This is a genomic window from Geminocystis sp. NIES-3708, from assembly GCF_001548095.1.
GTDB lineage: Bacteria > Cyanobacteriota > Cyanobacteriia > Cyanobacteriales > Cyanobacteriaceae > Geminocystis.
In genome coordinates this window covers 1,271,565-1,296,608 of sequence record NZ_AP014815.1, presented here as the reverse complement: position 1 = coordinate 1,296,608, position 25,044 = coordinate 1,271,565, and the positions used below count along the sequence as shown (strand labels likewise).

Below are 25,044 nucleotides of genomic sequence, written 5' to 3'. Positions count from 1 at the left end.
AATGATAAATTGAAAATTATCTAAATATCATAGTATAAGTATGAAAGAATTTATATTACGTTTTAATAACATCAAATTTTTTATTATTATTAGTTTTATTATTCTTTTAGTTACTAGTAGTATTCGTCATATTTTATTTAATTCTAGTGCCTTTGATTTAGGTATTTTCGATAATGGTATTTATTTAATTTCCCAAGGAAAAAATCCTTATGTTAGTTTTCGAGATTTACATATTTTAGGTGATCATGCGGCTTGGATTCTATATTTAATTGCACCTTTATACTTTATTTTTCCTTCAGTTTATTGGTTATTTATTTTACAAGCCTTCGCTTTATCCATATCAATTTTACCTATTTGGCATTTAGCAAAATTGATGGGTTTAAAAGATACAAAAGCAAAAACTGTTTGTTTAATGTATATCTTATATCCATTAATTTTTAATGTTAATTTATTTGATTTTCATCCAGAAGTAATCGCTATACCTTTATTTTTTACTGCTATTTTAGCTGTGAAATTAAATAAAATTTATTGGTTTATTCCTTCGATCATTTTAATTTTAGGATGTAAAGCAGTACTAGCTTTAAATATTATCATGATGGGTATATGGTTAATCATTTTCTACCAGAAAAAAAACTACGGAATAATAGCAATATTTAGCGGTATTTTTTGGTTTATTATTGCTACTCAATTAATTATTCCTGCATTCAGTGGACAAGAAGCAGCTGCAGTAAGTCGTTACGCTTTTCTAGGAGATTCTGTTACAGAAATTGCTCTTAATTTAGTCTTTAAACCTCAAATTATTTTATCTCATTTATTTACTGGTGCAAATGCTGAATATTTATTATTATTATTTATTCCTTTTATTCCTGCTTTAGCATGGCAAGAGTTAATAAATTTAATTCCCGCAATTCCCACATTATTTCTTAATTTATTAACAGATTATCAACCTCAAAAAGATTTAGTTCATCAATATTCATTGCCTATTATTCCCTTTTTAATTCTAACTATAATAAGTAGTTTAGCTAATTATAAAACATGGTTTAATCAAAGCTTACAATTAAAGATTTGGTCTATCATTACTTTTTTAATTTTCGCTAAATATGTTTATTTTTTACCTAATGCTTTATATTTCAAGAATTTACATACATGGCAATCAACCAATGAAGCAATAGCCTTAGTAAATAATCAAGAATCCGTTTTTACAGCTCCACAAATTGCTCCTCATTTAACCCATAGAGAAATAATTGGTTTAGCTATTGATCATCTTAATTATGAAAAAATTACTACTTTTAATCAAGTTTTATTAAACTTAGATAATCCCACAGGATATAGTTCTCCAGAAGATATACAAGGTTTAATAAATTTTTTAAAAACAAATAAAAATTTTAAATTAAGTTACGAAAAAAATAACATATTTTTATTTACTAAATTAAGTTAATCATATTTTTATTGATATTTTAATTATTCAATCACTTTCAAAACTTTGTACTTTTTCTGATCTAGAAGAGAATATCAAAAGGTTTATAATAGTTAATATAGCTTAACAAAAAGTAATAATATATTATGACTATCACCAGCAACTCTATTCATCATGTATCCGCCGTAGAAGGTAGCTATTGGCAATGGCGAGGACAAAAAATATACTATGTACAAGCTGGAAATTATAACCCTAATAAACCACCTTTATTATTAGTACATGGATTTGGAGCTTCAACGGATCACTGGCGTAAAAATATTTATCAATTACAAGAAAAATTTTCTGTATGGGCGATCGATATGTTAGGATTTGGCAGATCTAGCAAACCAGCGTGGGAATATACAGGTAATCTGTGGCGAGAACAATTAAATGATTTTATCACGGAAGTAATTAAGCAACCCACCGTCATCGCAGGTAACTCCTTAGGAGGTTATGCTTGTTTATGTACCGCCGCCGAGTATCATCATAATGTAGCAGGGGTGATTTTACTCAATAGTGCTGGTCCTTTTTCTGATAATGTAACAAAAAAGCCCACTATCATGCAAAAAATTAGTGGTTGGGTGTTAAAACAAAATTGGATTACTTATATTTTATTTCAAAGACTACGCAATAAAAAAAACATCCGCAAAACTCTCGAAAAAGTCTATTTAGATTCTAGTGCTATTACAGATCAATTAATTGAAGATATTTATCGCCCTTCTTGTGATGAGGGAGCGTTACAAGTGTTTGGTTCTGTATTTAAAAGTCCTCAAGGAGAAAAAATAGATCAATTATTACAGAAAATGACCTGTCCTTTACTTAATATTTGGGGTGAAGCTGATCCTTGGATGCGATCGCAAGAAAGAGGAGCAAAATTTCAGAAACATTATGAGAACTTAACTGAATTTTACCTCAAAGCTGGTCATTGTCCCCATGACGAAGTACCAGAAGAAGTTAACCAGTTAATTACTGCTTGGGTAACAGAAAAAGTATAAATTTTTCTCAAATAATGTAAGGGCGAATGGTATTCGCCCAAATAAGGAAATATATTTCTTTAATTATTAATTGCTAAAGATGGCTTTTTTGTGAAAAAAGATTCTAAAATCTGCTCAGAAATTTGTCGGCTAGTTAATCCTAAATCAGCTATTGATTCATCAGGTGTAGCATGATCTACTAAAATATCAGGAACACCCATACGTTTTAATTTTGCGGTGAGACCATTATCTAATAAGGCTTCGGCAACGGCTGAACCAAATCCACCAATTAAAGAGCCTTCTTCTAAAGTTACAACTTTACCGATTTTTTCCGCTAAAGGTAAAATTAATTCCGTATCAAGAGGTTTAACGAAACGAGCATTGATTACGGTAGCTTCAATACCATGTTCGCTGAGAATTTCTGCGGTTTGCATGGCAGTATTAACCATTGTGCCGTAACCTACCAATAATAAATCATCACCGTTGCGTAAAATTTCTCCTTTGCCAATTTCTAAGGCTTCCCAACCTTCTTCCGCTAAAGGTACACCTAAACCATTTCCACGAGGATAACGCATAGCGATCGCACCATCAGTATAATTAATACCTGTTACCATCATACGCTGTAATTCTGCTTCATCTTTAGGTGCCATCATCACAAGATTAGGGATACAACGAAGATAAGATATATCATACATCCCTTGATGAGTAGGACCATCAGCACCAACAATTCCAGCTCTATCTAAACAGAAAAATACAGGTAATTTTTGAATACAGACATCATGGATAATTTGATCATAAGCTCGTTGTAAAAATGTAGAATAAATAGCTACAACAGGACGCATACCTTCACAAGCTAAACCAGCGGCTAAAGTGACAGCGTGTTGTTCCGCAATACCGACATCAATATATTGCTTAGGTAATTTTTGTTGTAACTTATCTAATCCCGTACCTGTTGCCATAGCTGCAGTGATACCGATAATTTTGGGATTATTTTGGGCTAAAGTCGTAAGAGTATGAGCAAAAACCTTAGAATAGCTAGGGGGCTTAGGTTTACTCGAAGGAATTGGTTTACCTGTGGTTAAGTTAAATGGACTTTGGGCATGATAACCGACTTGATCTTTTTCAGCAAGACTATAACCTTTTCCTTTTACAGTCACAACATGAACTAAAACAGGTCCTTTTATCTTATGTGCTTTATTAAAAGTATCAATTAATTCTTTGAGATTATGACCATCAATAGGACCAAAATAAGTAAAACCTAATTCTTCAATTACCGCACCTACTTTGGGCATTCCTAAGCGTTTCATGGCTTCTTTGAGGTTGCTCATTTCCGGGGATAAATGTTCACCGTCACCAAAGAAGGGTAAATGTTTAAATTGTTCTTCTATATTATCAGTGATAAATTGAATAGGATCTGATAAACGAACTTTATTGAGATAACGAGAAATCGCTCCTACATTAGGAGAAATAGACATTTCATTATCATTTAGCACTACCATCATATTCGTATTTGGTAAATGCCCTGCGTGGTTAATAGCCTCTAAAGCCATACCACCAGTTAATGCACCATCACCGATGATAGATACTACTTTGAAATTTTCGCCCTTTGCATCCCGTGCTAAAGCCATACCTAAACCAGCTGAGATGCTTGTGGAAGCGTGTCCTGCACCAAAATGGTCAAATTTGTTCTCAGAGCGTTTTAAGTATCCAGCAACGCCGTCTTTTTGACGTAAAGTATGAAACTTGCTGTATCTACCTGTTAACAATTTATGAGGGTAAGCCTGATGTCCTACATCCCAGAGGACTTTATCATGGTCTAAATCGAGGGTATTGTATAAGCCAATGGTTAACTCTACCACACCTAAACCAGGACCTAAATGTCCTCCTGTAGCGGCAATGGTTTCTAAGTGTTTCTCTCGTATTTGTTTCGCTATATCTTCTAACTCTCGTATGGATAAACCATGCAATTGATTCGGGTGATTAATGTCACTTAATTTCATTATCTTCAATTCCCTATACTATTAGTTAACCTAATTTTAATACTTTCGATCCCAACTTCTTTATTTTCTCTTAGGGTTATTGAATCAAGCTATGAATTAAAATATCTGAACAGAAGAATTTTGAACCATTCTGTTCATTTTTAATAACCATTGCAAGAGTGCCTGACTTGTGCAAGAAGTCTAATCTGTGGAATTGTCAAATCGTTCAATTAAAATAACAGCAACAATATCATCCACAGGACGAGGAGGAATTCTTAAACCTTTAGGAATGAATTTAGTTAATCCTTGAGGAGGATACATTTCCCAATATTTTTCTCTAGCTTCAACAGTGCTATTTTTTTCATCAACTAAAACTATGTCAATAGATAAGTTTAACTTATCTTGTAGTTTTTGTTTCCATTGTTTAGACGTAGTTTGATTACCCATTACTAGCTTTGAAGGCTTATATTCCTGTATTAAATTAACTATAGTGGTGATGGCTTCCTCACTGCTGACCACTTGATTATATAAAATTTGATTATTATTAACAATAGCCAAACCACATTTATCTCTACCGGGATCAAATCCAAGAATCATAAATATACTAAAGAGATACTTTATCAATATAATAGAAATAGATTTATTAGGAGTATTGGTATAAGAGAATACATTGTTATGGAAAATAAAGCTAAAAACTATTGAAACAACAATTATAACTGATGAAAATTAATAACCTAAAACACATCAGATATACCCAATAAATTATTAAACCCATAGTAATATAAATTGAACAAGGTACAAAATCTGAATGCTTGACCAAATTTTACACCCTTCTATTGACTTTGGTATTGAGACAGTTTTTATTTTAATTATTCTCGTGGCTTTAGAAGCGGTTTTATCCGCTGATAATGCCATTGCTTTAGCCTCTATCGCTCAAGGATTAAAAGATGAAAAAGAACAAAATTATGCTTTGAACATTGGTTTATTAATGGCTTATGTTTTAAGAGTCTTATTAATTGTAACGGCTACTTGGGTAATTAAATATTGGCAATTTTCCTTATTGGGAGGTTTGTATTTATTATGGTTAACCTTTCAGTATTTTGCTAACAATGATGAAGATGGTGATAATCAGAATCCAAAACTAAATTTTAATAGTTTATGGCAGGCTATTCCCATGATTGCATTTACAGACTTAGCTTTTTCGTTGGATAGTGTCACCACTGCTATTGCTGTAGCGGATGAAATTTGGTTAATTATTGCTGGTGGTACTATAGGCGTAATTGCATTACGGTTTCTTGCTCAATTATTTATTCGCTGGATTGAAGAATTTACTCATTTACAAGATGCAGGATTTATCACTGTAGGTTTAGTGGGTTTAAGATTAATTGTTAAAGTCATTGAGCCGAATATTGTTCCCCCCGAATGGTTAATGATTAGTGTGATTATTGCCATGTTTGTTTGGGGATTTTCAAAGAAAAATGATCTAGAAGTGACTGATTCTTCTGAATCTTAATTGTTAGAAAATAACGATTAAAGTCTTAAAATTAGAATTGCTTAACTTTTTTTTTTGCATCAAATCTGATGAATAAATCCAGAGGATTAACCTCTATTTCTTTTAGTACTATTGCCTTAGTAACTGTTACAGTTTTATCAATGATTCTGTTATGGCAACTAAGAGGCTTATTGGTTATTTTTATGATTTCTGCGGTGTTAGCGGCAACTTTAGCTCCTATAGTCGATTCTGCAGAAAAAATACGCATTCCTCGTTGGTTAGCAGTTATTTTAGCCTACTTACTAATTATTTTGATTTTTACTGGGGCAGGATTAATTATCGGACCTACGGTAATCACTCAAATTCAAAGATTATTACAAAAACTTCCTACTTATTTAGACGTTATTACTAATCTTACTCAGTCTTTAATTATTCGTTTTGGTATTACTGAACCAAAAGCCTTAAACTTGATCGATCAATGGCTAGATTTACAAGGATTGACTGCATGGGCTGTAAGATGGAGTCAAAAGTTAATTGTTAGTTCTTTAGGTGTAACTAAAGGTATTGTGGGAGCAGTTTTTAATATTCTACTTTCTATTATTCTTTCTGGTTATATGTTGGCAGGTTCAACTAAATTAATTCAAGATTTTGTTAGTCTTTTTCCTTCCTCTTGGGAGCAAAAAATCGAAGCTCAATTTCCTTTTATCAGCGATCGCATGGGAAGATATATTCAAGGTAGGCTATTAGTTTCATTGATTTTAGGTATTGCTATTAGCATTGGCTTGAAAATTATTGGTATTAGCGAGTTTGCTTTAGGTTTAGGAGTAATAGCAGGTTTTACCAATTTAATTCCCTTTTTTGGTCCTGTTTTTGGTTCGATTCCTGCTTTAATTGTGGCGATCGCCCAAGGAGGTTGGACTTTTTGGTGGGTATTTTTATTATTTGTCATCATCCAAAATGTTGAGACATATGTATTAGATCCTTTATTAGTGGGATCTAGTGTGAAAATACAGCCACTATATCAATTATTAGCAGTATTAGGAGGAGTTCAAGTAATCGGTATTTTAGGAGCTTTAATAGTGCCTCCATGGGTTGCTGGAGCTGGAGTTGTATTAGAAAATCTATATTTACAACCAAAAAAAAAACTAACAATTAACAATTAAAAGCTTTTTATTCGGAAGGGGTAATGAGTTCACCAAAAGCTATATCTGGTAATTAATTTAACTTTTTATCTTATTATATAAATCAACATTCTCTTAAAATTTTATAAACAATAGAGTTTTAAAATTATTTTTTATTGTGTTGATAAATAACGTTTTTCATGAGGAATATTATCATCTAAAACAACTTCAGGTTCAATAACTAATTGTTGACTTTCCCAGTTTTTTTGTTCAATTTTTTTCAACTCTAATTCTGGATCAAAATTTAATCCCAAAGCTACAAGAATTTTTTCTTTATTAGCATATAAATCGACAAAAGCAGTGAGCCAATATTGAGCTAAAAGAGGTTCTAATGCGGTAATGACTCCTATAATTAATTCACTGGGAGGATGAACTTCAGAAAAGCGTTTATCATCTAAACTACGCTCCCCTGTTCCCCATGTTTCACCTTCTAAAGATCCTTGCACGGATACAAAACAATTCTCTTGACAATATTTATTAATCCACTTCCGATTATGTTTATAGTATTGCAACCATTTTTTCCTTAATCGAGTTTTAATTTCCTCAAAATTTTCCATAATTATTAATACTTTAATACTTTTAAAATTATTACTTATTAGTCAAGATTTTTTTATCTATTGATGGGGTTTAACATCTCGCTTAACCCTTCACCGAGTAAAGATAAACCAGTTACCATCGTTGTCATCGCTAAACCCGGAAATAATGCTGTCCACCAAATACCTGTGGGTAAAGCATCTAAAGCTAGTTTCAAGTCATATCCCCATTCTGGTACATCTTCAGGTAATCCTAACCCTAAAAATCCTAAACCCCCTAAAATGAGAATGGCATCAGCGGCATTTAGAGTAAATAAAACAGGTACACTTTGAATTACGTTAAAGAATAAGTATTTTGATAAAATTCTAGTTGGAGATGCCCCCATGGCTTTAGCCGCTTCAATATACAATTCTGTTTTGACACTAGTAGTATGATTTCTGACGACTCGATAATATTGGGGAATATAAGAAATTGACAATGCTAAAGCGGCATTAATAACTCCCCTACCCACAACAAATGCTAATGTAACAGATAATAATAAACCGGGTAAAGTATAAATAGTATCCATTAAAAATAGTAAACATTTGTCAATTTTTCCTCCAAAATACCCGCTAATTAAACCCAAAGGTACTCCTATAATTAAACTAAAAGATGTTGCTAATAAAACAACTTTTAATGCAGCCTGAGAACCAAAAATTGTGCGAGAAAAAACATCATAACCTTGACCACTTGTACCAAAAAAGTGTTGAATATTTGGTGCTTGATGAATAGGATTTTTTAAAGATTCTAAAGGATCTTTAATTAAACCAATATTTTGTAAAATAGGTGCAGTGAAAGCAAGAAAAATAAAAATAATTGTAATAGACAATCCTACTAACATTAAGATATTAGAAAGAGATTTAAAGTTATTCTTTTTTAGATAAAAATTATTAGCAATCATAAATTTATTATCAAAATTAAATTAAACGAGAAATAATCGAATTAGGAGGCATTTGGGCGATAATTTCATTCATAATTGTGTCAACACCAGAATTACCCCATGTACAACCATTCTCCAGATAAACTTGGGCTGTTTTTCCCACTAAATATGAACCATAACCAGCTATTGAACCTTGTGCTAAAGCTGTAGAGGCTAAAGTCGTAAAACCAGAAGGATTTTCCCATAAACTGCTGATAGCTGAGGTAGTTTTTGCCCATCCTAATATCATTGTTGTCGCAATTTCTGCTAATAATAATCCCCCTAAACTCTTAACAATAGTTTGCCATAAATTTCCTGCTTGATAGCTAGTTATGGGTAAGCCATATAATCTCGCTAAAGCTCTAATCATTGTCAAATCAGTAATTAATCCTCCTATTATATCAATAATTGCAATGGGATTTACTGCGACAATTAAGGCTTTATATTTAGCATATTTCCAAATAATTTCTTCTGCTTCTTTATTTCTAATTTCAATGGTTTTACGGGCAATATTTTTCTGAGCAATTTTTGCTTGATTTAGAGAATTTAATGCTAATAATGCTTTTCCTTCTTGATTAAGAATATTCAGTATTTTCTTTTGTAATAATTCAATATTCGGTGATGGATATTCCCACTCTTCTTTGATTGTACCATCAGCTAATTCTATTCTTAAATTAATAGGTTGAGGTTCAGCAGAAATTAGTACAATTTCATCAGGAGAAAATAAAGGTTTTTTCATCTCATTACTTAGTTGTTGTAATTGTTGATAAATAGAATTTAAGTCTGTTTCTGGATATAAATCTATTTTATTAAACACTAAAATTAAAGGTTTTTTAGACTTTCTTAATTCTAATAATGCTAAATATTCTGTGCGAGTAATATCTCCTGCAATCACAAATAAAATTAAGTCTGATTGTTGACTAATTTCTTTTGCCATATTTGCTCTTATTTCCCCATTAATTTCATCTAATCCAGGAGTATCAATTAATTCTATTTGTATTTTTCCTGTGGAGGGAATCCATGTAATCGATTTTGGCCATTTTGTCACTCCATTGATAGGGCCAGTAATTAAAATTTTTTGTCCTAATAAGGCATTAATAACAGAAGATTTACCCCTACTGACTAAGCCAAAAGCAGCTATTTTTATCACTTGTTGCTCTAATTTCTCTGCTGCGGCTTTTAATATTCTTAAATCATCTTTAACGGCTACTTGTAACTCTAAATTGGGAGGATAATTCCAGTGACGACGATTACTTGAATACCATGTGATGGACTGCTGTAAACTGTTACGAGCTAAAGAATATAAAGAAGAAGTTGGAGATTTAGATGTCATCTTAACAATTGATTGTTGATCATTAATATACACTATTCCTTATTATCTGATCTTTTATCTCCTATTTTCTCCCCTCACACGTATATTTTATGGTTGGTGTGAAATTTGATTTTGTGCAAATTGTGCGTGATGACTGAGAGTAGGGTATAATAAAACATCGAAACTTGATGATAAAATAAGAATGCTTAAAAAAAATAGCTTTGATTCCAGTCAAATAATGTTTCGCAGTGATGAATTAATGAATGCCGCATCAAATCGTTATAAAATAACTGTAGCTGTTGCTAAAAGAGCGAAACAAAGAAGAAAAGAAGACTTTGAGAATATAGAAGAGGTGATGAAACCTGTACTCAGAGCTATTATAGAAATGTCCGATGAACTTACGCAACCAGAAATTATTAGTGATGACTAGCATATATAAAGTATGGCGAGTTAAAAGTTTGAAAAACTTCATATTTTTCCTTGCCATACTCACTTTTAGCTATTTAAGTCAATATCTCAGTTTTTTGCCTGGGCAGTTATTCGAGAATAACTATTCCTATTTTTCTCCTGTTTTTGCACAAACTATTACTCCTGAAAAAGTAGCAGAGGAAGTTTATCAACAAATTCCTGATTTTCCCCTAGAAAATAACTATATCAGTCGAGAAACTAATCAAATTGCCATTGAAAATACTTTAATTAGTCGTCTTGTTCGTTATCATCAATATACCAAAAGTCGTCCTACTACTTTCCGCTTAGATTGGAAGTTAACTTTAGCTGATTATTTAGGTAAAAATGAAACTATCAATGATGAACGTTATCCCGGTTCTAGTACTTTAACACAAAATCCTTTCATCAGCGATCGTAAAATAATTCAAAGTTTAACCATGCAACAAAGGAATGATTTGGTAAATGTGTTAGTCAGTATCTATAATCCTAACGTTGAGAATAAACCACAAGAAACACCAACACAAAATCCTCAAAATAATAACTCTTCTCCCACTTTTGTCTTACCTCAACCCGGAGGCGCAGATTTACTGTTACCTTGATTCAATTTATTGTCGGTTAGTTTGAGCAAACAAAACCTAATTTTTAGATGATTTTGATTTGTTGCTTACACTTTGTTTAATTTACTTTAAATACAAATGTTAATTATTTATTATTAACTATTCATTATTAACTATTTATTATTCATTATTCATTGTTAATTATAAAACATGGGTAAGTTAATTCTTTTTAAACTAGAATCAGGTAGTTTCGCTAAAGGTTTTGATGTCAGTGTACAAATTTGTGAAGATAATCCCGATGGTATAACTCATCCTTTTACGACAATCACGGGAAAACTTCCCCCTTGTCAACCCATTATTCAACATTATCAGCAATGGCAAGAAAGTTATCGCAGTTTACATCAAAAAGTAAGATTAGGATCTCCTAAACAACAAGTTACTCACATCACAAATAATTGTCAAGTATCCGCCTCTCAACTTAAACAAACTTTAAAAAATTGGTATCATTGTCAAGTAGAATCTTTTGGTAAAATTAGGGAAAAATTATTAACAGAATTAGACACTCAAGAGTCTATCAGACTTTTGATTCAAACTAATATTCAAGAGTTACGTTTTTTACCATGGCATTTGTTTTTTGATTCTTTTCTTCATCAATATATTAAATCAGAATTAGCCATTGCACCTGTTGAATACACTACTTTAAATTCAACCATAAGAAAAAATTCTCAAATTAAAATATTAGCTATTTTTGGTAACAGTCAAGGTATTGATTTAAAACCAGATCAAGAAGTTTTAACTAATTTACAAAAAGCAGAAATAATTACATTAAAAAATCCTAGTCGTGAAGAATTATTTTATCATCTTTATGAACACGAATGGGATTTACTTTTTTTTGCTGGGCATAGTGGTAAAAATGAAGAAAATTGGCAAGGCAAATTATATCTAAATGAAGAAGATATTATCACCATTGAAGAATTTAATAATGCTTTAAAACAAGCCATTCAAAAAGGTTTAAAATTAGCTATTTTTAACTCCTGTGACGGTTTAGGATTAGCACAAGATTTAGTAGCGTTACATTTATCTCAAGTTATAGTCATGGGAGAAATGATACCTGATGTTGTTGCCCACATTTTTATTAAAGAATTTTTGCAAAGTTTTGCTAATAATCAACCTTTATATTTAGCAGTCAGACAAGCTAGAGAAAAATTGCAACCTCTTGAAAATAAATTTCCTTGTGCCACTTGGTTGCCCATTATTTGTCAAAACCCCGCCAGTCTACCATTAACTTGGCAAAATTTGCAAGGTTTAGACATTAATGCTGATTTTTTTCCTAGTAAACTTCTTAAAACCCCCGAAAATTTTACTAATCTCGTCTTTGAAACTGTTATCGCTAATACTCAACTCACCTTAGAATATAATTCTTTAATCAATTGCAATGTTGAAGTTTTAGTCAACTATACTGACATCGATTTATCGATGAGTGAAGATATTGCCAGAATTTTACTCACAAAAGGCGGTAAAACTATTAGTAAAGAGTTAGAAAAAAGGAAAATAAAACAATTAGGGCAAATTTTAACAACTAGGGGAGGAAGATTAAAAGTAGAAGCTATTTTTCACAGTATTATTTATGACTATCAACAACTAAATTTAACTGATTTAAACTTGATTAAAACCATCATTAATCGTTGTTTAACTTTAGCTGATAGTAGTGGTTTTAATTCTATTGCTTTTCCTGTTTTTCTTCCTCTTAACTTTTTATTATCCATTGAAAAAATTGCTGTTATTTTTGCTAACGAAATAACTAATTATTTACGTGGCTCAACTAATTTAAAACAAGTTAAAGTAATTTTAGAAAATACCTCAAATTCCTCAAAAAATATCTTACATCAAGGTTTAAGTAGATTTTATAGACAATTTAAGCAATTTTTAGAGTTAAGTACAGATCTTAATAATCGTCAAGATTTATTAGCAGAATTGAGACAAATATATCAACAAAGAAAAATGGAATCATCGGTTAATATCTTAAATCTTTATCAAGAATATTTAGATAAGTTGAAAGAAGATTGGATTCATAGCACTTTACAAGAAAATCAAGATTTATACACACGAGATTATCATGAATCCTTAGAAAAAATTGGTGAACAAATTAATCAGAATCATGAAGATAAAATTGATCCTATTATGTCTTCTTTACATCAAAATTATCATGAAAAAGGAGGCGAAATTTGGCAAGAATTAATTAATCTTGATGATGAGGAAGAAATTATTTCTGTGTTAGAAAAATTAGAAATCGATATAGATGGTTTTGCATGGATAAATGATCAATATGAATTAGCTATTATTAGTGCTATGGCGAGACAAAAAAAAGTAAACGAAATGTTGCAAAATCAGCTAGAAGAATTAAAAAAAGGACACAGTTTGTTACAGCAAAGATTATTAGAATTATATCGACAAAAAATATTAAATAAAAAAGAGGAAGGATATGAAAGAAATCTGATTTTTAGGGAATATCCAAGGATAAATATAAAAGTTAAACCCGAAGAATTACCTCCAGAATATCGTACAGAAAAAATTAGTTATGTTGCTGATAAAAAAGCGTTAAAAGAAGCAAATAATAAAGGAGTTGATATTAGCAAAATAGCCGAAGTTGATCCTAATTTTAAAATTAAATTCGGCTTTAAAATAATTGAAAATAAATGATTTCAGTTGTTTTTGCTAATAGTTAATCCGTAACTTATTGATTTACTTCTTTGACTCTTGCCCATTTAGTCATTTGCCATGTAATAATAAACAAAACTCCAGAAATTAATGCTCCTAAATTCCATTTTACTGAACGTTTTAACAAAGATTTTTTTGTTTGGTTAATAGCCATTTTTGTTTGATTATTAAGTTGCTTACGAGAAGTTTTAATAAATTCATTTAAGTTGGTTTTTACTTGAGTTAATTGTTGATCATTTTCAATAATAGGTGCATTTCCAATGTTAAGTTGAGTAATTAAAACCTGCATATCTTGTTTATTTTGTACCTTTTTTAATCTGGTTTCTACTTCTTGTAAAAGCTCTAATCTTTGATTTGTAGCATCCGTAATTTTTGTGGTACTTAGCTTATCAATACGAATAGTATTTATTATCCCTAAGGGCACAGATAATAAAAATAAAATTCCTACTAATAAACTTAACCACGATAAACTGGTTAAAGCAACAAATTCCCAACCTTTTCGTAAATAATTACCCCCCTGAAATATTAACAATAAAGCAATAAAAGGTATCGCTATTCTTTCCACAATGTTACCTAATGTTTGAAATTCCCATTCTGGATTAAGCAATTGAGGGGGAATAAATATCTCGGCTAAATCTAAAGCGAATAAAATTAAAAAACCATAGCCCACTAATCGCCATAAACCTAATGAGCGCAAGATATTTAAGCTGAAAATACCCAACTTGTCAACTTTTTGATTTAATTTTGTTTGAATATCAAGGGTTTCTGTATTAGGGTTTAAACTCTCTTGGTTCGATTGAATCATGATATTTATCATTATATTGTAGAAGAATTTAAAGTTTAAAAATTATAGAAAAGAAAATTAACTCTTAACTATTTATGTTCGTAATAATACTTAGAATAACATTGTTATAAAAAAATGACACCTAAGTAAGATTAAGATTTTTATAGTTTTACCTAAGTGTTAAAAAAAATCGCTATTAAAAAAATTTTGCTCCCTAGGTAAACACTCTAGTTTTTTTTCGGTTTGATTCATCAAATACCAGTAAAATAAACCGAAGGTCATTACTGCAATCATCCCAAAAACTAATGAGCCCTCTCCCTCATGCCAATAGACAAAAGCCTTTTTTTCACCTATTGCTACTAAAATTGACATCAAAACTACTCGCACTGCATTGACAAAAAATCCTGTCAGAATGGCGACAAAAGGGACAAAATATCGATATTTTTTAGAAATAGGAAACATAATTAAGCAGATGACAGATAAACCTAGTACATAAGTAATTGATTCAATACCCGAACAACCTTCATAAACTTTAACGCTACCTTTTTCTAAATGAATAAAAACACCATCTAAAATGACATTAAAACCTAAATAATGGAGGAAAAAAGAAGATACTTTTGCAGTTAGAGGAGAAATATTTAAAAAAGATTGTAAAATTACCCTAGGAATACCTAAGAAAAAAATAATTAATAATTCTGCTTTAAATTGTTTTAATCCATAAAAACCCGCCGCAATTAAACTTACACCTACAGAAAAAATAAAAGGTGCAATACTTAAAAGATTATTTTCTTTTTCTGTGGGAATAGATTTACTAACAAATAAAGTCCATCCAATCAATAAAATGCCTAAAATACTAGGTATAAGTTGTTTTTTGAAGATTAATTCTTGCCGTTTATCCCATAACATTGAATAAATTGCTAACCAAAATAAAGCACTCATTCCCGCATGGGCAACATTCCCCATTTTCCAGAAAATGGTCAAATTTATGATCACTAAGGTTGACAAAATTACCCACATCCAAAAACCGTAACTTCTTGTCAATGATAATTTATTCAATTTTTCTATATTCATCTTAAATCACAATTTTACGTAATTATTTATGCTTAAGTGTATTTTAGCTTTTAAAAATACTTACGTGTCATTTTCCTTGAAAATTAATCCCCTTTTATTGCCTAAAACTAAGATAAAATACTTAACAAAAGAGTAAACACAAGGAAATCACGGTTAATGAGAGAAAAAATTACCATCCTCAAAGAAAATTTAGCTCGTACAATTGTAGGAAAAGAAGATGCAATTAAATTAGTCTTAGTTGCTTTATTGAGTGGTGGTCATGCGTTGCTAGAAGATGTTCCGGGGGTAGGAAAAACTTTATTAGCTAAATCTCTCGCCCGTTCTATTCATGGAAAATTCCAACGTATTCAATGTACTCCTGATTTATTACCCAGTGATGTTACAGGGACAAATATATGGAATCCTAGTACCAGAGAATTTGAGTTTTTATCTGGTCCTGCTTTTGCGAATATACTACTGACAGATGAAATTAATCGAGCTACACCCAGGACTCAATCATCTTTATTAGAAGTGATGGAAGAAAAACAAATTACCGTTGATGGTGTCGCTCGTTTTGTGCCTTCCCCCTTCTTCGTCATTGCCACCCAAAACCCTATTGAATATCAAGGAACATTTCCTCTACCAGAAGCACAAATGGATCGTTTTGCTATCTCTTTGAGTTTGGGTTATCCTTCTTTTGAAGAAGAATTATATATGTTAGAAAAACAATTAAATCCTACTTCTGTTAATGAACTTTCTCCTTGTATCTCCTTAGATAATGTTTTAGAACTGCAAAAAGAAGTTACTAAAATTAGAGTAGCCCCAGAAATACAAAAATATATTATTAACCTGATTACCGCTTCCCGAAATGATGATGAAATTACCTTAGGAGTTAGTCCTCGTGGCACTGTTTCTCTACAAAAAGCCAGTCAAGCATTAGCATTTTTAGAAGGAAGAGATTATGTGATTCCCGATGACATTAAATTTTTAGCACCCAATGTATTGTCTCATCGCTTGATCCCCGCCGGTGGAAGAAATGCTAAGGTAATAGTAGCTCGTTTACTAAATACTGTGACAGTAGAAATGTAGAGTTAAAAATCATCAAAATTCTTGGGTCTGAAACCCCGTCTTTCTAGGACGGCTTTATATTTAGTGGTTTTAGGTTAAAATCAAGGTAGCCACTAAGATCTTAATTGTATGGTGCAACTCTCAGTGCTGGGACACCTGTTGAAAAGATGAGTTACCGAAATGGTACTCGGTGCAATGCACTACAGACTCAGCCCCCACAAGCAAAGATATTAAGGGAGTGAAAAGCATAAACCTAAAAGTAAACTGAAGGCATTAGCCAAGAGTGTACAGGCAATTGACACCGCCTTTTGAACTGCTTTTTGGATTAGTGTTTTGGCACTTTGAACAAATGTAGTTGTTCGAGCAATGACTAGCATTGTGTTAGTTATCTCCTCTAAAGAATCCTCGTGGCTTTAGCCCGATGGAGTGTCAATATCAGCTAATACCCAAGTTTGTTTAATAATTTGAGATAGTAAAGGTTAAAAATGTCAAAAAAACGCTTAATAACGGTAATTATAGGCTTTATTATTAGCTGTAGTGTTATTTTAGGATGGGGTGCATCCCATAATATTTATTCCATGGCACAAAATACAAAATCTGTAGATAAAGCCACAGGTAATTTTAAAATAGGAAAAGACTTATATTTAGAAAACTGTGCCGCTTGTCATATTCCCATTCCTCCAGCCGTGCTACCACAGGAAACATGGCAAACAATTTTAGAAAATCCCGGTAATCACTATGGCGTAAAAGTAGAAGGATTAACAGGTTTTACTCAACGATTAATGTGGTTATATTTACAGGGCTATTCAAGGCAGTTATTAAAAGATGAAGTTAAGCCAAAATTTATTGCCCAATCTCGTTATTTTTTCGCACTTCATCCTCAGGTAGATTTACCTTCTCCTATTACAATTAATACTTGCATTCAGTGTCATTCTCAAGCTACAAAGTTTGATTATCGTGAATAGTTGACAATGACCATAATTTATAGCTTGATGAACCAATGGTATTTATGTGTTTATAATCTTACAAGTTAATAGATGAGTGAGTAGAAATCGTTAAAATCCCTGAAAAACTTTTAGACTCCCCCAATTCATCAAAAATAGTCAAATCTCTAGGCTTACACCGTTTTACCACCACAACAATAGTTTTAGCACCTTCTTGGGTTAAATCTTCAATATAACCATCTTGTTCTAAAATAGCTTCTTTTGGAGTAAGAAAAGGACCAAAATAATAAGTACACCTAGGGTTGTCTGTGTTAATTTCTAACCAACAAGCAAGTCCAAATACATCTAAAATTCTGATTAATAATTCCTTCATCTGTTTTTCCTACGATTTGATTATTTTTTCGTTTTTTGAATGATAGCCTATGATTCGACTAACTGAAGTCCAATAGTGTAATATTTTTTCTATCCAGGCTTAATTTTCACTTTAGTGTTTTATCTAAGACATTGACAAGGGGTGATTCAACCCAATTATTTTTACTTGGAATTATTTAACAATTGCTGACGAGATACTTCATAAAGACAAATCGCCGTTGCCACTGAAGCATTCAGACTGGGGGTTTTTCCTTTCATGGGAATCGACATCAAGAAATCACAGGATTTTGCCGTTGATTGACTAATCCCTTTTTCTTCCGAGCCTATCACTAATCCTATTGCACCTTCCAATTTAGTTTTGTGTAAAACATTACCGCTATCGGCTATTGTGCCATAAATCCAAAAACCCGCTTCTTTTAATTCTGCGATCGCATTTTGTAAATTAACAACTCTTGCTACAGAGAAATATTCCAAAGCCCCCGCTGCAACTTTTTTTACCGTTGAAGTAATACCAACAGCTCTACGTTGAGGTATAATTAAACCTTGCATACCTAAAGCCTCGGCTGTACGAATAATGGCGCCTAAGTTATGGGGATCATTGATCCCATCAGCAATAATGATTACAGGATTATCACTATCCGCTTTTGCTTGAGTAATTAATGCAGGTAATTCTAAATATTCATAAGGGGCGACAGTAGCCGCAACTCCTTGATGATTAGCCGAATTAGTGATTTGATTTAGACGATTATTGTCAACTACATCAATAACTGTACCATTAGCTTTTACTTGAGGTAAAAATGTTTCAAAGCGTGGATCATAAAGAAGTTTACTGATAATATAAAGGCGATTTAATTGATGGTTATTTTCTAATGCGGCTAAAACAGGATAACAACCATAAATTAAATCTGGAGAATCATTTTCTATCTCATTTTCTGATGCGATAAATTCTTTTTTTGGAGAGATGTGACGATGGGGATTGTTTTCTTTCTTGTTGAAGGGTTTGGAAAAAGTTTTGGATTTCATAGAAAAATCAGGAATGAGGAATGAGGAATAAGGATTGAGTAAGATTATTTCCACACTCTAAACCAACATCCTACAGCTTACTTCTCTTATTATATTTTAAACTAGGTGCAAGATTTGAGTAATAATTAAGATATTGTAATTGTGAATCGATAAATGACTATTATTGCTGTAATTGATTATGATATGGGAAACTTACACTCAGCTTGTAAGGGTTTAGAAAAAGCAGGTGCAACCCCAAAAATTACCGATTCTCCGATGGAAATAGCCAAAGCAGATGGAGTAGTTTTACCCGGGGTAGGTTCATTTGATCCTGCAATGCAACATCTGAAAGAAAGAGATTTAGTTGAGTCTATCAAATTAGCGGTAAAAAGTGGCAAACCTTTTTTGGGAATTTGTTTAGGATTACAAATTTTATTTGAGGCTTCTGAGGAAGGAAAAGAAGAAGGTTTAGGCATTATTCAAGGCAAAGTCAAGCGTTTTCAATCTGAGCCTAATTTAACTATTCCTCACATGGGTTGGAATGCCCTGAATTTTATCCAAAATAATCACCCTCTGTGGAAAAATCTTCCTGCGTCTCCTTATCTTTATTTTGTTCATTCTTATTATGTCGCTCCCATAGATTCTAATATAATTTCTGCACAAGTTACCCATGGCTCACAAAAAGTAACTGCAGCCATTGCTCAAAATAATTTAATGGCAGTACAATTTCACCCGGAAAAATCATCAGATTATGGTTTACAAATCTTAACTAACTTTGTTGAATTAGTCTCAACCTGAAAACAATAAATAGACATCTCGAAAAAGTGAAACAATGGGGAATAGTGAGAATAATCGATAATTTCTAAACTAGAATTGACTTTAATTTTTTTCCCAGATGTTTAATGATAAACTTGACCATCAGGCATAATAGCACTGTCAAAATTAACCCCAGTAATATTAGCACTGGTTAAATCAGCACCAATTAAATTAGCATTGGTAAAATCAGCGGAGGTTAAATTAGTACGAGCAAAAAACACTTCCATCAAAGAAGCATTGCGCAAAATAGCACCATATAAATTAGCACGACTCAAATCTACACGATTAAGACGAGCAAAGCTCATATTAGCTTGAATCAGATTAGCTCGAATTAATTTTACATCGGGCATAGTCGCATTTTCTAAATTAGCATTACTTAAGTCGGCATCGGTTAAATTAGCCCTTTCTAACTTAGCATTAGAGAGATTTGCCCCAATTAATTTTGCTCCTGTTAAATCGACATCCGTCAAAGAAGCACCTTTTAAATTAGCTTGAGTTAAATCTGCACCAGCTAACATTCCATTACGTAAATTAGCATCTGAAAGATTTGCCCCCACTAAACTTGCACCTTTTAAATTAATACCCTGAAGATCTACATATTTTAAATCGGTTTTATCTAAATTTGCCCCTTGTAAATTAGTAGGTTTACCCCGTTTTTGTTGACGCATATTAGAGCCTCTTAAACAAGCTCCTTTTAAATTAGCATTGCTTAAGTCCGCAGAACGAAAATCTACTTCAATTAAATTAGCATCTAATAAATTAGCTAAACTTAATTGAGCCCCTCTCATATCTGCTTTTTGTAAAATAGCCCCATGAAATTCACAACGATGAAGATTTGCATCCACTAAACTAGCTTGATTCAGATTTGCACCACTAAAATTGCTTTCCACCAAGTTTGCACCACTAAAATCTGCACGACTCAAATAACAAAAAGTAAAATTAGCTTTCTGTAAATTTGCTTGACGAAGAACAATACCAATCAAGTCTCCTCCGACTACATCAATTCCTGCCAACATTGCACCAGTAAAGTCATTTTCTCCGGCGGTATAACGTTGAATAAATTCGTTAACTTCCATAGATTGATAAATAATAAATTATTGATAATTTTTTTAATAACTATAGCTTCTTATAAAATCGTTTAATGGATTCTACAATCGCACCAACCGTTTGAGCATTATCTTCGGGATCTAATCCTTCTATGTTAGAATGAGCTACTTGTAATAATTGAGCTTCAATGGTTTTGATATCTTTATCATTTTGTTGAAACATTTTAACTAAAAGATCATCCATGCTACAAGTTCTGACAATAAACCAATGTTGTTCACAAGGATCAATTTGATATACCGCATAAAACAAAATAATTTTAGCTCTTAAAGGATTGGTATATTGCATAATCTCTTGTTTCAGATCAAAAAGACTATCAATTTTTAGCCAAGGTACAATTTGCCCTTCAGGAACACTACTAGGAGAAACAAAAGAATCAGGCTCAGAAGTAGGATTTTCTTGTGATGTAGAAGATTGAATATTAGTAGAAACTTCTGAAGTATTCGCCTTTTGGGAGTTTTGTGACGATGTATTTTTAGCTTTAGCTTTTATTAATTTCGTTTCTTCTTCTTCTTGCCCTGTATTAGCTTCTGGTATTATCTCAGGGGTTTCATGTTTGTACAAATAAGTTAATTCTCCGACAATGGTATCGGCAATAAAAGAATAAAAATTTTGACGATTGATGGTAGAAACTATATTATCAAAGGCTTTTTTTAATCTCTTGGGATTAGGATAGAGTTCATGTAATTCTAATAACAACTCTCTGAGATCGTACATCTCAATCACTGTAATATCATTCTCCCAATATTGTTTACAGGCAGCAAAAATTAATTTTTTAATTCTGGGAGATTCTTCATGATATTCAATATTTTCAACAATGCGATCGATTAATTCGTTTTCATTAGTTTGACTGGCATTTTGGATGTCAGAATTTATTTCAGGGTTATTATACAACTCTGACATTCTTTGAAATATATATTTGCCAATTTTATTATAAACTTCTTTTCGATTTAAGGTATTAACAGCATGGTATAGCAAAGCTTTGAGGTCATCAATGGTAGGATTATTATCATAAAGACTTTGTAACAAAGATTCAAAAGAGTAACTATTAATAATGGAAAAATCAGATTCCCAATATCTTTGACTTACATAAAAAATTAATTTTTTAGCTCTTTTGGCTTCTTGTGAACGACTTAAATCATGGGCTATACTAGCGATTATATCTGACGATACGATCATAGAACTTCGTCGGGGATAATTTATTTAACATTTTGAAATCATAACCAATTTTATTATACCTCTGACTCTCCCATACTTGAGCTTATCGTTAAATTTTATTCGTTTTCAATTCCTAATTCGTCATTTTTAGTTAATCTTCTAATTCACTGATCATCATAGCAGGATCAATTAAAGTAATATCAAAAGGATCATCAGGAGGTAAAGAAGGAAAAATATCCCGTTGAGTATGTTGATAGATAATGAAAACCTGTGGACCAAAAACCACTTTATCACCATTCTTTAAGTGTTGATTATTGACTTTTCTACCGTTAACGAGAATGCCATTAGCACTACAGTTTTTATTACCATCACCATCTACAATTTCATAATAAGTATAGCCTTGATCATCAAATTGTCGAATCATAGTAGCATGATGACGAGAAACAAAAGGTGAATGAATTCTAATATCTGATTGTTGAGCTCTGCCAATAGAATATTTACTTTTTCTCAAAAGCATTTCTCGTCTGCCTTTATCATCTTCGACGATAAGAATGTGAGCTTTATGGGGTTGGGCTGGAAATTTTGGCATTACTGACGCTCAAGTAAATATAAATGTAAAATTCTTATAAACTTAAATAAATCTTCCTTCAGTTTAATAAAAACACTTAAGTATTGGATTTTTCTTTTATATATCATGAAGGTTTTTTCATCGATCTGCTAAACATTATTAAATTTCTTAACTTTATGTAAATTTTTGTTTTTGGTATTGTTGAAATTGAGATTTTAGTAAAAGAGAATTACTAACAACGAAAATAGAACTTAATGCCATTAAAGCCCCAGCGATGGCAGGGTTTAATAAAATATGATAGTTAACTAATAAACATCCCCCAGCAATAGGAATAGCAATAAAATTATAACTGAAAGCCCAAAATAGATTTTGTTTAATTTTCCTCAACGTCATTTGACTTAAATTAATGGCAGTGATGACATCCGTTAATTTATCTCTAGTAAGGATAATTCCAGCCGTTTTAATGGCGACTTGTGCTCCTTTAGGCATAGCTATAGAAAATTGGGCAGTTGTCATAGCCGGTGCATCGTTAATTCCATCACCGATCATAGCAACTATTTTATCAGGATTTTTTTCTTGAATTTGTTTAATTAAATCACTTTTTTTGGTGGGAGTCACTTCTCCATAATAAGTATCGATGCCTAGTTGAAGGGCAACATTTTTCGCAATTTCTGATTGATCTCCGCTTATCATAATTATTTGTAACCCCATTTTTTGTAATTTATCCACAGTTTCTTTGGCTTCTTTTCTTAAAGCATCCATTAAAGCAATTAAACCGATAATTTGTTGATTCTTGGCTAAATAAACGACAGTTTTACCTTCTTTTTGCAAATTTTCCACTTTGTTGGTCACTTTATCGTTTATTATCGTTTCATGCTCTAATAACCATGACTGATTACCTAAATAAAACCAATCTTCTGATTTTAAGATGGTGACGATTCCTTTAACACCTTTGCCAACACAATTAGTTAATTCTTTGGTTATAAGAGTATTTAATTCTAATTGTTGAGCTTTTTTAAGAATACTTTGGGCAAGAGGATGATTAGCTACTATTTCTAAACTTCCAGCAATTTCCAAAATTTGATTTTTAGTAAAATTATTTTCATCAAAACTTATTATATCAGTGATTTCAGGGTATCCTTGAGTCAAAGTTCCTGTTTTATCAAAAACAATCGTTTTCAGATTTTTAACTTGTTCTAAAATATCACCTCCTTTAATTAATAAACCATTTTCAGCCCCAATAGTTGTACCGACTAAAATTGCGGTGGGCGTTGCTAAACCTAAAGCACAAGGACAAGCTATAACTAAAACATTAATAGCTAATTTGATGCTAAGAATAGTCTTCGTTGTATCTAATTGTATTAAAATTTGTGACCAGATTTCTGTTCCCCAAAAGTACCAAAAATTAAAAGTAAATAAAGCGATTGCTATGATAGTATAAGTAAAATAACCTGAAACTGTGTCCGCTAATTTTTGCACAGGAGCTTTACGAGTTTGGGCTTCTTCTACCGTAGCAATAATCTGATTAAGAATCGTATTTCTACCGGCATTTACCGCCTCAATAATCACCATACCAGAATGGTTAATTGTACCAGCACAAACTTTTTCTCCTTGAGTTTTGAAAATAGGCAAAGATTCCCCCGTCAATAAAGATTCATCAACGGTAGTTTCTCCCTCGACAATCACACCATCAACAGGAAATTGCTCCCCAGCCAAGACTCTCACCCATTCTTGAAGTTTAATTTGCATAGCCGGAATTTGTAAACCTTGATCTTGAAAAGGATTATTTTTTGAGACTAAACGGGCAAATTGAGGGCGTAAATTCAGTAAACTTTCTAAAGAATCAAGTGCTCTATTTCTTACCCTAGACTCCAAAACTTTACCTAAAAAGATAAATCCTAGTAGCATAACAGGCTCATCAAAAAAACACTCCCAACCTAATTCCGGAAAAATCAAAGCCACACAACTGGTGAGATAAGCCGCCGTTACTCCCATACCTACTAAACTATTCATATTGGGTTTTCTTTGCCACAAACCCTGCCAACCGTTAAGTAAAATTTCCTTTCCCGGAATCAATAAACTAGCAGTAGCTAAACCCCAATGAAACCAGATATTAGTTAACCAATGCCAAGGATGTAAACCGAGATGATGTAAATGCCCAACAGTAGAAAAAATAAGTAGAAAAGCGGCAGTAATTAGTTGATATTGTTGAGTTTTTTCTTGAGATAATCTTTTTTGCTGAATAATTAGTTGTTGATTTTGTAACCTCTCATCAGTTAACCTAACTTGAGTAGGAAATCCTAAATTAGTAAGTTTTTCAGCTAAAGTTTCTGGTTTAACTATCCCTAACTCATATTCTATAGAAGCTACTGCTGTAATCAGATTAACATTAGCGGAAATAATTCCTTCGTGTTGAGTTAATTGTTTTTCTACTGATTTAACACACCCTGCACATTTCATCCCACTTATATCTAATGTGATATTATCTACATAAGTGTTCTCAGTTTTGGAAATAGAAGTGAAATTTAAAGAAACCATAAAAACAATTAACAAAACTAATACATATTTAA

Annotated in this window: 23 protein-coding genes; 10 read left to right on the top strand and 13 right to left on the bottom strand. The window is 31.9% G+C overall.

Annotated features, from left to right (window positions below; genetic code table 11):
- Positions 1 to 40 precede the first annotated feature (40 nt).
- Entirely contained in the window at positions 41 to 1,438 is a 1,398-nt protein-coding gene (locus tag GM3708_RS05615; RefSeq protein WP_066344780.1) for a DUF2079 domain-containing protein, read from the top strand.
- A 125-nt stretch (positions 1,439 to 1,563) separates the two neighbouring features.
- Complete coding sequence (locus GM3708_RS05610; protein WP_066344779.1) at positions 1,564 to 2,451, top strand: alpha/beta fold hydrolase; 888 nt, start codon at positions 1,564 to 1,566, stop codon at positions 2,449 to 2,451.
- A gap of 59 nt (positions 2,452 to 2,510) precedes the next feature.
- Here GM3708_RS05610 and dxs read toward each other — a convergent pair whose 3' ends face one another.
- Positions 2,511 to 4,430 (bottom strand): 1-deoxy-D-xylulose-5-phosphate synthase, encoded by a 1,920-nt coding sequence (gene dxs / locus GM3708_RS05605; protein WP_066344778.1) that lies wholly within the window; start codon positions 4,428 to 4,430, stop codon positions 2,511 to 2,513.
- A 180-nt stretch (positions 4,431 to 4,610) separates the two neighbouring features.
- Positions 4,611 to 5,006 (bottom strand): pre-16S rRNA-processing nuclease YqgF, encoded by a 396-nt coding sequence (locus GM3708_RS05600; RefSeq protein WP_066344777.1) that lies wholly within the window; start codon positions 5,004 to 5,006, stop codon positions 4,611 to 4,613.
- Between the two features lie 211 nt (positions 5,007 to 5,217).
- Here GM3708_RS05600 and GM3708_RS05595 point away from each other — a divergent pair, with 211 nt between their 5' ends.
- Entirely contained in the window at positions 5,218 to 5,922 is a 705-nt protein-coding gene (locus GM3708_RS05595; protein WP_066344776.1) for a TerC family protein, read from the top strand.
- A 68-nt stretch (positions 5,923 to 5,990) separates the two neighbouring features.
- Positions 5,991 to 7,064: an AI-2E family transporter gene (locus tag GM3708_RS05590; RefSeq protein ID WP_066344774.1), complete on the top strand. Its 1,074-nt coding sequence runs from the start codon at positions 5,991 to 5,993 to the stop codon at positions 7,062 to 7,064.
- 131 nt (positions 7,065 to 7,195) lie between these two features.
- Here the strand turns inward: GM3708_RS05590 and GM3708_RS05585 are convergent, their stop codons facing one another.
- Genes GM3708_RS05585 through GM3708_RS05575 form a run of 3 tightly spaced genes read right to left on the bottom strand, consistent with a single transcriptional unit; the run spans position 7,196 to position 9,907 of the window.
- A complete protein-coding gene (locus GM3708_RS05585) occupies positions 7,196 to 7,639 on the bottom strand; it encodes a DUF5331 domain-containing protein (protein ID WP_066344773.1) in 444 nt (147 codons plus the stop codon).
- 53 nt (positions 7,640 to 7,692) lie between these two features.
- On the bottom strand, positions 7,693 to 8,556 hold the full coding sequence (locus tag GM3708_RS05580) for an ABC transporter permease (protein WP_066344772.1): 864 nt from the start codon (positions 8,554 to 8,556) through the stop codon (positions 7,693 to 7,695).
- 16 nt (positions 8,557 to 8,572) lie between these two features.
- Complete coding sequence (locus GM3708_RS05575) at positions 8,573 to 9,907, bottom strand: GTP-binding protein (RefSeq protein WP_066344771.1); 1,335 nt, start codon at positions 9,905 to 9,907, stop codon at positions 8,573 to 8,575.
- A gap of 181 nt (positions 9,908 to 10,088) precedes the next feature.
- Here GM3708_RS05575 and GM3708_RS05570 point away from each other — a divergent pair, with 181 nt between their 5' ends.
- From GM3708_RS05570 to GM3708_RS05560, 3 genes are all read left to right on the top strand, one after another.
- The gene (locus GM3708_RS05570) at positions 10,089 to 10,316 is read left to right on the top strand and encodes a DNA-directed RNA polymerase subunit omega (protein ID WP_066344769.1); all 228 of its coding nucleotides are present in this window, start codon (positions 10,089 to 10,091) and stop codon (positions 10,314 to 10,316) included.
- Positions 10,309 to 10,932: a hypothetical protein gene (locus GM3708_RS05565; RefSeq protein WP_066344768.1), complete on the top strand. Its 624-nt coding sequence runs from the start codon at positions 10,309 to 10,311 to the stop codon at positions 10,930 to 10,932. Before GM3708_RS05570 ends, GM3708_RS05565 begins: the two co-directional genes overlap by 8 nt.
- Before the next feature lie 168 nt (positions 10,933 to 11,100).
- Positions 11,101 to 13,590, top strand: a complete 2,490-nt coding sequence (locus GM3708_RS05560; RefSeq protein WP_066344767.1) for a CHAT domain-containing protein — start codon at positions 11,101 to 11,103, stop codon at positions 13,588 to 13,590.
- Positions 13,591 to 13,624: 34 nt separating this feature from the next.
- On the opposite strand, the gene GM3708_RS05555 is transcribed toward GM3708_RS05560, so the two are convergent.
- Together GM3708_RS05555 and crtA are read right to left on the bottom strand one after the other, a co-directional pair.
- A complete protein-coding gene (locus tag GM3708_RS05555; RefSeq protein ID WP_066344765.1) occupies positions 13,625 to 14,413 on the bottom strand; it encodes an HpsJ family protein in 789 nt (262 codons plus the stop codon).
- Positions 14,414 to 14,572: 159 nt separating this feature from the next.
- Positions 14,573 to 15,463: a cyanoexosortase A gene (crtA, locus tag GM3708_RS05550; protein WP_066344764.1), complete on the bottom strand. Its 891-nt coding sequence runs from the start codon at positions 15,461 to 15,463 to the stop codon at positions 14,573 to 14,575.
- Positions 15,464 to 15,619: 156 nt separating this feature from the next.
- Between crtA and GM3708_RS05545 the strand changes: the two genes are divergently transcribed.
- Together GM3708_RS05545 and GM3708_RS05540 are read left to right on the top strand one after the other, a co-directional pair.
- Positions 15,620 to 16,531 carry a MoxR family ATPase gene (locus GM3708_RS05545; RefSeq protein ID WP_066344763.1) on the top strand — a complete coding sequence of 304 codons (912 nt, stop codon included), beginning with the start codon at positions 15,620 to 15,622 and terminating at the stop codon, positions 16,529 to 16,531.
- 464 nt (positions 16,532 to 16,995) lie between these two features.
- Positions 16,996 to 17,475, top strand: coding sequence for a dihem cytochrome c family protein (locus tag GM3708_RS05540; protein WP_066344762.1), 480 nt, complete (start codon positions 16,996 to 16,998; stop codon positions 17,473 to 17,475).
- Between the two features lie 58 nt (positions 17,476 to 17,533).
- Here the strand turns inward: GM3708_RS05540 and GM3708_RS05535 are convergent, their stop codons facing one another.
- Both GM3708_RS05535 and rlmB read right to left on the bottom strand, forming a co-directional pair.
- The gene (locus GM3708_RS05535; protein ID WP_066344761.1) at positions 17,534 to 17,827 is read right to left on the bottom strand and encodes a DUF1816 domain-containing protein; all 294 of its coding nucleotides are present in this window, start codon (positions 17,825 to 17,827) and stop codon (positions 17,534 to 17,536) included.
- A gap of 161 nt (positions 17,828 to 17,988) precedes the next feature.
- Entirely contained in the window at positions 17,989 to 18,849 is an 861-nt protein-coding gene (gene rlmB / locus GM3708_RS05530; protein WP_066344760.1) for a 23S rRNA (guanosine(2251)-2'-O)-methyltransferase RlmB, read from the bottom strand.
- A gap of 153 nt (positions 18,850 to 19,002) precedes the next feature.
- Here rlmB and hisH point away from each other — a divergent pair, with 153 nt between their 5' ends.
- The gene (hisH, locus tag GM3708_RS05525; RefSeq protein ID WP_066344758.1) at positions 19,003 to 19,626 is read left to right on the top strand and encodes an imidazole glycerol phosphate synthase subunit HisH; all 624 of its coding nucleotides are present in this window, start codon (positions 19,003 to 19,005) and stop codon (positions 19,624 to 19,626) included.
- Between the two features lie 101 nt (positions 19,627 to 19,727).
- Here the strand turns inward: hisH and GM3708_RS05520 are convergent, their stop codons facing one another.
- The 4 genes from GM3708_RS05520 to GM3708_RS05505 all read right to left on the bottom strand — a co-directional run bounded on the left by GM3708_RS05520 (position 19,728) and on the right by GM3708_RS05505 (position 25,012).
- Positions 19,728 to 20,720, bottom strand: a complete 993-nt coding sequence (locus GM3708_RS05520; RefSeq protein WP_066344757.1) for a pentapeptide repeat-containing protein — start codon at positions 20,718 to 20,720, stop codon at positions 19,728 to 19,730.
- Between the two features lie 40 nt (positions 20,721 to 20,760).
- Positions 20,761 to 21,927: a hypothetical protein gene (locus GM3708_RS05515; protein ID WP_066344756.1), complete on the bottom strand. Its 1,167-nt coding sequence runs from the start codon at positions 21,925 to 21,927 to the stop codon at positions 20,761 to 20,763.
- Positions 21,928 to 22,057: 130 nt separating this feature from the next.
- Positions 22,058 to 22,495: an FHA domain-containing protein gene (locus tag GM3708_RS05510; protein WP_066344755.1), complete on the bottom strand. Its 438-nt coding sequence runs from the start codon at positions 22,493 to 22,495 to the stop codon at positions 22,058 to 22,060.
- Positions 22,496 to 22,648: 153 nt separating this feature from the next.
- Positions 22,649 to 25,012, bottom strand: coding sequence for a cation-translocating P-type ATPase (locus GM3708_RS05505; protein WP_066344754.1), 2,364 nt, complete (start codon positions 25,010 to 25,012; stop codon positions 22,649 to 22,651).
- Positions 25,013 to 25,044 lie beyond the last annotated feature (32 nt).

Coding starts and splice junctions, on each gene's coding strand:
- GM3708_RS05615 (WP_066344780.1), top strand. CDS start 41: ATGAAAGAATTTATATTACGTTTTAATAACATCAAATTTTTTATTATT.
- GM3708_RS05610 (WP_066344779.1), top strand. CDS start 1,564: ATGACTATCACCAGCAACTCTATTCATCATGTATCCGCCGTAGAAGGT.
- dxs (WP_066344778.1), bottom strand. CDS start 4,430: ATGAAATTAAGTGACATTAATCACCCGAATCAATTGCATGGTTTATCC.
- GM3708_RS05600 (WP_066344777.1), bottom strand. CDS start 5,006: ATGATTCTTGGATTTGATCCCGGTAGAGATAAATGTGGTTTGGCTATT.
- GM3708_RS05595 (WP_066344776.1), top strand. CDS start 5,218: ATGCTTGACCAAATTTTACACCCTTCTATTGACTTTGGTATTGAGACA.
- GM3708_RS05590 (WP_066344774.1), top strand. CDS start 5,991: ATGAATAAATCCAGAGGATTAACCTCTATTTCTTTTAGTACTATTGCC.
- GM3708_RS05585 (WP_066344773.1), bottom strand. CDS start 7,639: ATGGAAAATTTTGAGGAAATTAAAACTCGATTAAGGAAAAAATGGTTG.
- GM3708_RS05580 (WP_066344772.1), bottom strand. CDS start 8,556: ATGATTGCTAATAATTTTTATCTAAAAAAGAATAACTTTAAATCTCTT.
- GM3708_RS05575 (WP_066344771.1), bottom strand. CDS start 9,907: ATGACATCTAAATCTCCAACTTCTTCTTTATATTCTTTAGCTCGTAAC.
- GM3708_RS05570 (WP_066344769.1), top strand. CDS start 10,089: ATGCTTAAAAAAAATAGCTTTGATTCCAGTCAAATAATGTTTCGCAGT.
- GM3708_RS05565 (WP_066344768.1), top strand. CDS start 10,309: ATGACTAGCATATATAAAGTATGGCGAGTTAAAAGTTTGAAAAACTTC.
- GM3708_RS05560 (WP_066344767.1), top strand. CDS start 11,101: ATGGGTAAGTTAATTCTTTTTAAACTAGAATCAGGTAGTTTCGCTAAA.
- GM3708_RS05555 (WP_066344765.1), bottom strand. CDS start 14,413: ATGATTCAATCGAACCAAGAGAGTTTAAACCCTAATACAGAAACCCTT.
- crtA (WP_066344764.1), bottom strand. CDS start 15,463: ATGAATATAGAAAAATTGAATAAATTATCATTGACAAGAAGTTACGGT.
- GM3708_RS05545 (WP_066344763.1), top strand. CDS start 15,620: ATGAGAGAAAAAATTACCATCCTCAAAGAAAATTTAGCTCGTACAATT.
- GM3708_RS05540 (WP_066344762.1), top strand. CDS start 16,996: ATGTCAAAAAAACGCTTAATAACGGTAATTATAGGCTTTATTATTAGC.
- GM3708_RS05535 (WP_066344761.1), bottom strand. CDS start 17,827: ATGAAGGAATTATTAATCAGAATTTTAGATGTATTTGGACTTGCTTGT.
- rlmB (WP_066344760.1), bottom strand. CDS start 18,849: ATGAAATCCAAAACTTTTTCCAAACCCTTCAACAAGAAAGAAAACAAT.
- hisH (WP_066344758.1), top strand. CDS start 19,003: ATGACTATTATTGCTGTAATTGATTATGATATGGGAAACTTACACTCA.
- GM3708_RS05520 (WP_066344757.1), bottom strand. CDS start 20,720: ATGGAAGTTAACGAATTTATTCAACGTTATACCGCCGGAGAAAATGAC.
- GM3708_RS05515 (WP_066344756.1), bottom strand. CDS start 21,927: ATGATCGTATCGTCAGATATAATCGCTAGTATAGCCCATGATTTAAGT.
- GM3708_RS05510 (WP_066344755.1), bottom strand. CDS start 22,495: ATGCCAAAATTTCCAGCCCAACCCCATAAAGCTCACATTCTTATCGTC.
- GM3708_RS05505 (WP_066344754.1), bottom strand. CDS start 25,012: ATGGTTTCTTTAAATTTCACTTCTATTTCCAAAACTGAGAACACTTAT.